The organism is Streptomyces sp. NPDC001933 (assembly GCF_042890955.1).
Taxonomy (GTDB): domain Bacteria; phylum Actinomycetota; class Actinomycetes; order Streptomycetales; family Streptomycetaceae; genus Streptomyces.
Genome location: NZ_JBIASS010000082.1, coordinates 1 through 6,701, shown reverse-complemented (window position 1 = coordinate 6,701; position 6,701 = coordinate 1). Strand labels below are relative to the sequence as shown.

The following is a 6,701-nucleotide window of genomic DNA, read 5'->3' as shown; positions in this document are numbered from 1 at the left end:
CCGGTACGGCTGCCACGAACCGACGCCGGATCGATCCCGGACCGCTCGAACGCCTCCCACGACGTCTCCAGCAGCAGCCGCTGCTGCGGGTCCATCGCGAGGGCCTCGCGCGGCGAGATCCCGAAGAAGACCGGGTCGAACTCCCCGGCGTCGTGCAGGAATCCGCCCTGGTCGACGTACGACGCCGCTTCCCGCTCGCGGGACGGGTCGTAGAGCCGCTCCAGGTCCCAGCCACGGTCCACCGGGAACCCGGAGACCGCGTCCGCCTCGGACGCCAGCAGCTCCCACAGATCCTCCGGCGACCGCACGCCCCCCGGGTATCGGCAGCTCATGCCGACGATCGCGATGGGGTCGTCCCCGTCGACGGGCCCGCCTGCGACTGCGGGGACGTTCGTGGGCTGTGCATCGGAGCCCAGCAGTTCGTCACGTACGTGCTCGGCCAGAACAGCCGGGCTCGGGTAATCGAAGACGAGGGTCGCGGGCAGCGAGAGCCCCGTCTCGCCCGCCAGCGCGTTGCGGAACTCCACCGCCGTGAGCGAGTCGAAGCCCAGCTCCCGGAAGGTCGCCGTCTCGCCGATGGCACCGGCACCGTTGTGCCCCAGCACCACCGCGGCCTGCGCCCGGACGATTCCCAGCAGCAGTCGTAGCTGCTCGGCCCCGGTCAGGACGGCCAGCCGACCGCGCAGCGCCGATTCGGCACCCGCCGACTTCGTAGCGGCGGCCGTCTCGGCGGGCTGCTGGTTCTCGGGCAGGTCGCCGAGCAGCGGGCTCGGTCGCAGCGCGGTGAAGGGCGGTACGAAGCGTGCCCAGTCCACGTCCGCGACCGTCACGCACGGCTCGTCCAGCGCCAGCGCCTGGCCGATCGCCGTCACGGCCGCATCCGGAGCCATGGCCGGCAGACCGCGTCGGCTCAGCTCCGCAGCCATCTCGTCGTCCGCCATGCCGCCTTCGGCCCAGGGGCCCCAGGCGATCGAGGTGGCGGCCAGGCCACGGGTCCGGCGCTCCTGGGCCAGGGCGTCGAGGTAGGCGTTGGCCGCGGCGTAACCCGCCTGCCCACCGCTGCCCCAGACTCCCGCGATGGAGGAGAAGAGGACGAACGCGTCCAGTTCGGTGCCCGCGAAGACGGAGTCCAGGTTGGCCGCGCCGGTGACCTTCGCATGCATCTGTCCGGCCAGTGCCTCAGCGTCGAGCTCGCTGATCGACCCGGCCGAGGCGACACCTGCGGCATGGACGACGGTATGGACCGGGGTTCCGTCGGTTTCGAGGGAACGGGCGAGGGCGGTGAGGGCGGTCAGGTCGGTCGCGTCGCAGGCGACGACGGTTGCTCCGGCCCCCAGCTCCTGTATTTCTGCGACGAGTTCTGCTGTGCCGGGGGTGTCGGGTCCTCTGCGGCTGGTGAGGACGAGGTGCTGGGCTCCGTTGGTGGCGGCCCAGCGGGCGACCCGGGCACCGAGACCTCCGGTGCCGCCGGTGATCAGGACCGTGCCCCGTACCTTCCAGTCGTTGTGCGGGCCTGCGGCGGCCCGCACGACACGCCGCACGAAGACGCCCGAGGACCGGACGGCGACCTGGTCCTCATTCCCGCCGTCGCTGCGGCCACTGGCGTTGGCCAGGATGGTGGCGGTGCGGTCGAACGCACGGGCGTCGAGGGTCTCGGGCAGGTCGATCAGACCGCCCCAGCTCTTCGGGTGCTCCAGCGCCACGACCCGGCCCAGACCCCAGACCTGGGCCTGAGCGGGGCAGCGCAGCGGATCGGCGGGACCGGTCGAGACGGCGCCCCGGGTCAGACACCACAACGGCGCCTCCACCCCGGCCGAAGCCAGGTGCTGCACCAGATGCAGCGTGGAGGACAGACCCGGGGAAACACCCCGGCCGAGAACGCTGTCGTCGATACCCAGCAGGGAGACGACACCGGCAAGGTCGAGGTCGGAGGGCAGGTCGGTGCCGTCCGTGCGGACGACCTCCGCACCGGCCGCACGCAGACCGGACTCACACCACTCCGCGACACCCGTGACATCCGCAGGACCCGATTGCGGGGCGACGAGCAGCCACCGGCCCGACAACGCGGCCGTCTGGGGCTGTGTGGGTTTCCAGGTGACGCGGTATCGCCATCCGTCAACCTCGGAACGCTGCTGCTGCCGGCGCCGCCAGGACGACAGCGCGGGCAGAACCTCGCCCAGCGGAGCATCGGCCGACAGCTCCAGATCACCGGCCAGCCCGGACAGATCCGCCCGCTCAACAGCCTCCCAGAACTCCGCGTCGACCGGGTCGGCGGCGGCGGGTTCGGGGGCCGCCTTGGGCGGTGCCGGCCAGTACCGCTCGTGCTGGAAGGCGTAGGTGGGCAGATCGGTGCGCCGGGCGCCGCTGTTCGCGTAGTACGCGGCCCAGTCGACAGCCGTGCCCCGCACGTGAAGCTCGGCCACAGCCGCCACGAGCGCATCGGTCTCGGTACGGTTCTTGCGCAGGGCCGGTACGAAACCGGCGTCCTCCGTCACACACGACTGGCCCATCGCGGAGAGGACACCGCCGGGCCCGAGCTCCAGGTACGTCGTGACGCCCTGGGACTCCAACTGCCTTACGCCATCGAGGAAACGGACGGCCTGGCGGACATGGTCCACCCAGTAGTCGACGCTCAGCAGTTCCTCGCCTGCGACCTCACCCGTGAGGTTGGAGACGATGGGCAGCTTCGGTGCCTGGAAGGTCAGGCCCTCGGCGATGATCTTGAACTCGGCGAGCATGGGCTCCATGCGCGGCGAGTGGAACGCGTGACTGACACGGAGGCGCTTCGTCTTCGCGAAGCCGGACGCGATGGCGAGTACGGCGTCCTCGTCGCCGGAGATGACGACAGAATCCGGGCCGTTCAGAGCGGCGATCGAGACACCGTCGACCAGCAACGGCAGAACCTGATTCTCCGTCGCTTGGACGGCGACCATCGCGCCACCGGTCGGCAGCGCCTGCATCAGACGGCCCCGCGCGGCGACCAGCGCCGCCGCGTCCTCCAGGGACCAGACACCCGCGACGTGCGCGGCGGCCAGCTCACCGATGGAGTGGCCGAGCAGGTAGTCGGGGGTGACGTCCCAGTGCTCCAGCAGCCGGAACAGAGCGACCTCGATCGCGAACAGCCCGGCCTGGGTGTAGACGGTCTGGTCGATCAGCTCCGACCCACCGAACACGATGTCCTTGACCGGCTGGTCGAGATACCGGTCCAGCTCCGCGCAGACCGCGTCGAACGCATCTGCGAACACCGGGTACGCCTCGTACAGCTCCCGGCCCATCCCGGCCCGCTGCGACCCCTGCCCCGAGAACAGGAACGCCGAACGGCCACCCTGGACCGATCCGCGCACCACACCCGGCACCGACCGGCCCTCGGACACCGCCCGCAGCAACGCCTCACGGTCCTCACCAACCACCACCGCACGGTGCTCGAAGACACTGCGCGAAGACACCAACGACCAGCCGACATCCAACGGAGAAGCTTCACCCAGACCGAGCAACCGCTCCGCCTGACCCGCCAACGCCTCCTCCGACCGGGCCGACAGCACCCACGGCACCGCCGGCAGCGCCGAGGCAGCCGCCTCGTTCAGCTCCCGGATCGCGAGGTCCGTCCCGCAGCCGACCGCACGCTTGTGCAGCGCCGCCACGGCGGTGGTCAGCTGTTCCAGGGCAGGGCCGTTCTTGCGGAGTACCGACACGGTCAGTGCCGTGCTCTCGCCGAGGCATGCCCGGCCAAGAGCGGTGAGCACACTGTCCGGGCCGAGTTCCACGAACTGCTCGGTGCCCAGCTCGCGGAGTGCGTGCATGCCGTCGAGGAAGCGGACGGCCTGGCGGACGTGGTCCACCCAATAGCCGGCCGTCAGCAGTTCCTCGCCGGCGAGTTCGCCGGTCAGGTTGGAGACGATCGGGATCTGCGGGGCGTGGAAGGTCAGGTTCTCCGCGACCGTCCTGAACTCGGCGAGCATGGGCTCCATGCGCGGCGAGTGGAAGGCATGGCTGACCCGCAGTCGCGCCGACCGGTCGAACCGGGCGGCCACCGCCAGTACCGCGTCCTCGTCGCCCGAGACGACGACCGACGACGGGCCGTTGACGGCCGCGATCGAGACACCCTCGGTCAGCAGCGGCAGGACGTCCGCCTCGGCAGCCTTGAGCGCGACCATGGCGCCGCCGGCGGGGAGAGCCTGCATGAGGCGGCCCCGGGCGGCGACAAGTGCGGCGGCGTCCTCCAGGGACCAGACGCCCGCGACGTGCGCGGCGGTCAGTTCGCCGATGGAGTGGCCGAGGAGGTAGTCGGGGGTGATGCCCCAGTGCTCGACCAGGCGGAACAGTGCCACCTCGACGGCGAACAGGCCCGCCTGTGTGAACACCGTCCGGTCCAGCAGCTCGGAGTCGCCGAAGACGACCTCCTTCACCGGGCGGTCCAGGTGCCTGTCGAGCTCCGCGCACACCGCGTCGAACGCCTCGGCGAACACCGGGAACGCCTCGTACAGTTCACGTCCCATGCCGACGCGCTGCGCGCCCTGGCCGGAGAACAGGAACGCGGTCCGCCCGGCGGCATCTTCCGGCTGCGTCGGCGCGGGCAGGGGCAGCAGGCCGCCCTGGTCGTAGCCGTCGGGCGATTCCTCCACGATGACGTGTGCGTTCGTGCCGCTGATGCCGAACGACGACACACCGGCACGGCGCGGCTCGTCCCCCGCAGGCCAGGCGACCGGCTCGGTGAGGAGTTCCACCGCGCCCGCCGACCAGTCAACCTGCGTGGACGGCTCGTCGACGTTGAGCGTCTGCGGGAGCATGCCGTGGCGCATGGCCATGACCATCTTGATGATGCCCGCGACACCGGCGGCGGCCTGCGTGTGACCGATGTTCGACTTGACCGACCCCAGAAGCAGCGGCTTGTCGGCCGGCCGCTCCTGGCCGTACGTGGCCAGCAGGGCCTGCGCCTCGATCGGGTCGCCCAGCTTCGTGCCCGTTCCGTGTGCCTCGACCACGTCGATCTGGCCGGCGGACAGGCCCGCACTGGCCAGCGCGCGGCGGATGACGCGCTGCTGCGAGGGGCCGCTCGGGGCGGTCAGGCCGTTGGACGCGCCGTCCTGGTTCACGGCCGAACCGCGGACCACCGCGAGGACGCGGTGGCCGTTGCGGCGGGCGTCGGACAGCCGCTCCAGGAGCAGGACGCCCACACCCTCGGACCAGGCGGTGCCGTCGGCGGAGTCCGCGAACGCCTTCACCCGGCCGTTGGGGGCCAGGCCCCGCTGCTTGCTGAACTCGATGAAGCTGCCGGGCGTCGCCATCACGGTCGCGCCACCGGCAAGTGCCATCGAGCACTCGCCCGAGCGCAGTGCCTGGGCCGCGAGGTGCAGGGCGACCAGCGAGGACGAGCAGGCCGTGTCGACGGTGACCGCCGGGCCCTCCAGGCCCAGGGTGTACGAGACTCGGCCCGAGACGACACTGCCGGCGGACCCGGTGGTGAGGAAGCCCTCGACACCCTCCGGGACCTCGACCAACTGGGCGACGTAGTCGTGGTACATCAGACCCGCGTACACGCCGGTCTGGCTGCCCCGCAGAGCGGTCGGGTCGATACCCGCGTGCTCGATGGCCTCCCAGGAGGCTTCGAGCAGCAGCCGCTGCTGCGGGTCCATCGCGAGGGCCTCGCGCGGCGAGATCCCGAAGAACACCGGGTCGAACTCGGCCGCCGTGTGCAGGAAGCCGCCCTCCGTCGCGTACGACGTACCGGTGCGGTCGTCACCCTGCTCGAAGAGGCGCCCGACGTCCCAGCCGCGGTCCGTCGGCAGCGGGGAGATGGCGTCGCCGCCGGAGCCCACCAGCTGCCACAGGTCCTCGGGGCCGGTCACGCCGCCGGGGTAGCGGCAGCTCATGCCGACGATGACGACCGGGTCGTCGCTGTCGACGGCGACCGGAGCCGAGGCCGTGTCCTGCTGCGCCCGCACACCACCCGTGCTCTCCGTGGCGATGTGCTCGGCGAGGACGGTGGCGGAGGGGTAGTCGAAGACGAGGGTGGCGGGCAGGCGGAGGCCGGTGACCTTGCCGAGGCGGTTGCGGAGTTCGACGGCGGTGAGGGAGTCGAAGCCCAGCTCGGTGAAGGCACGCTGGGCGGGAACCGCGTCGCCGGTCGCGTGGCCGAGGACGGCCGCGACCTCGCTCCGTACGACATCCAGCACCAGGCGGATCCGGTCCTGCTCACCGAGGGCCAGCAGCCGCTGGGCGAAGTCGGCGGACTGCCCGGCGCCCGCTCGCGCGGTCCGCCGGTTCGTCGTGCGGACCAGGCCGCGCAGCAGAGACGGGACGAACGGCGCCGAACGGAATGCTTCCAGATTCAGCTTGACCGGTACGAGGGCCGCCGAGTCGGAGCGCAGCGCGGCGTCGAAGAGTGCCAGCCCCTCCTCGGGCGAGAAGGGCGTGATCCCGCTGCGGCTCATCCGTTCCGCATCGGCTGCGTCGAGGCGTCCTGCCATGCCGCCTTCGGCCCAGGGGCCCCAGGCGAGGGAGGTGGCGGGCAGGCCTTGGGCGTGGCGGTGCTGGGCGAGTGCGTCGAGGAAGGCGTTTCCGGCGGCGTAGTTGGCCTGACCGGGCCCGCCGAATGTGCCCGAGGCGGAGGAGAACAGGACGAAGAAGGAGAGGTCGAGGTGGGTGGTGAGTTGGTGGAGGTGCCAGGCGGCGTCGACTTTGGGGCGTAGGACGGTGGTGAG

Annotated in this window: 1 protein-coding gene; it reads right to left on the bottom strand. The window is 71.5% G+C overall.

Annotated elements, in window-relative coordinates:
* Positions 1–6,701, bottom strand: a 6,701-nt coding sequence (locus tag ACFYY7_RS44965) for an SDR family NAD(P)-dependent oxidoreductase (RefSeq protein WP_388672111.1), incomplete at both ends; no start/stop codon positions are given.